Genomic DNA, 1,783 nt, shown 5'->3' with positions numbered 1-1,783 from the left:
GCAATTTCTCAATAACCGCTGGTTGACAAATTGGATCAGCAATTTATCAGGCAGGGCTACCCACCAGTCGATGCTCTATAGCCTTTTGTCGAATCAAATCTGGTAAGGGGGGGATTTTGTCATCCCCTCGCAAGCGGGACAGTAAATACGCCCAAAAACAAATCCCTAATTTGCGACAGGTCTTTTTCAGACCAATCATGGTATCTCTGGCTTGAAGTCCGGCCTCAGAGCGAGTGCCACCACTGATTTTTCGACGGGTCACAAATTCTCTGATGTCAGATTCGGCGGCATTATTGTGCAAAGGGATATTGGGTTTGTCGAGCACCCGAAGCAATTGCTCCTTGTTTTGTCTAAATTGGTTCAATGCGTTGCTCAGAGTGGGGTGGTGCAGATAACACCGACCAAAGATTTCATCAAACCGAGCAGATAGGTACTCTTGTTGGTCGGCACTCGGGTGATCTTGATAGGCTTTTAACTGTTGGTAGTACTCCCATAGAAGGCTTTGGACTTCCTCAATGTTGTTTCGAAATTCAGCGGTACTCCCCTCTAATTTGCGGATGATTCGTTCAGCATGAACCCAACACAACCCATGAATGAGAATATTGAACTGTCTGGCTCCATCTGAGAGAATCAGCAATTTTCGGTTAATGCCACTCTCGATTAATCCACCCAGCAGAGCGGCTTCGGTGACCCTCTGTGCTACTTTGGTCTGCACAATGCCAATAGAGTCTAAATAGTCCTGCCATTGCTCAGGGCTATTCCCTAGCACCGTTGAACCAAAACTCAATCGGTTCATATGCTTGTCGGCTAACTTATAGGAAGCTAAATATTGGTGGGCATCCTGATTGAGTACATAAATCGGGGCATTGCCTTGTAATACCGATAAGAAGTTGCGTCGAGTCTTCTGGGGGGTGCTCGCAAAGAAAGTAAACCATTCATTACCAATCACCGTGCAATACCCGTTCTTCCCACTGTGTCGTGCTCCGGTATCATCGGTGTGAACATACTCTGAGCATTCTAATCCTGCCCCTAAAACCGATGCCTGTTCAGTGTGAAACACATCTATTTTTGCGCTGAGGATAGAATTGATTTGACCAACCGATATCTCGATACCCCATTCCAGTAGCTGCTCATGAATCAAAGGTTGCGTCACTCGATTGTGATAGTACTGGTGCAAGATATATCCCACTAGTTGCGGGCCATAATGTCCTGTATTCTGATACTGTGGCGGTAATTGAGCACTAATTACCCCTCCACCTGGTAACACATATTCGGCTAACAAGAAGCGGATGTTATTTCTTTCTATGCGAAGTTCTTGAACATCATATTCTCGGTATCCATTAAATTTTGCCCCAACTGGCAGTTGAGAGGGTTCTATTTTCCATTCGGTGTCCACCACGAAGCTATCTTTCTTACTCCGTTTAGCTGAACCCGGACGTTTACCTTTCCTTTGCTTAAGTTCTAGCTGCTTCCCTTGATTGAGCTTACTCGCACTGAGTTGGGGTTTTTTATTCAGTTTCTTTTTCGCTCGTAACTCTTCCTCCAATTCACGGATGCGCTTGCTTAACTCTTGATTGTGCTTGGCTAGTTCTGCTATCGTTTCAGCCTGTTGTCTGACAAGCGCACGCAGCTCCTCGACCTCATGAAGGTCGCTGAGTTGCTCATTTTTTACTTGCACAGAGTTTTCTAGCATACCTTTGTTTAACCAGATTTATGCACTCTTGACAAGGGGGCTAACTCTATACCTATCTCTTTCACCCCACAGCGGTTATTGAGAAGTTAC

Annotated in this window: 1 protein-coding gene; it reads right to left on the bottom strand. The window is 45.5% G+C overall.

The window, feature by feature from the left end:
* Positions 1-46 precede the first annotated feature (46 nt).
* Positions 47-1,693 (bottom strand): transposase, encoded by a 1,647-nt coding sequence (locus F6K49_RS45600; protein ID WP_293030559.1) that lies wholly within the window; start codon positions 1,691-1,693, stop codon positions 47-49.
* Positions 1,694-1,783 lie beyond the last annotated feature (90 nt).

Source organism: Moorena sp. SIO3I6 (assembly GCF_010672095.1).
The sequence above is the reverse complement of the archived record's forward strand: the minus strand, read 5'-3'. Positions and strand labels throughout refer to the sequence as shown.

Excerpts from the sequence above, each read along its gene's own strand:
- F6K49_RS45600 (WP_293030559.1), bottom strand. The coding sequence starts at position 1,693 with ATGCTAGAAAACTCTGTGCAAGTAAAAAATGAGCAACTCAGCGACCTT.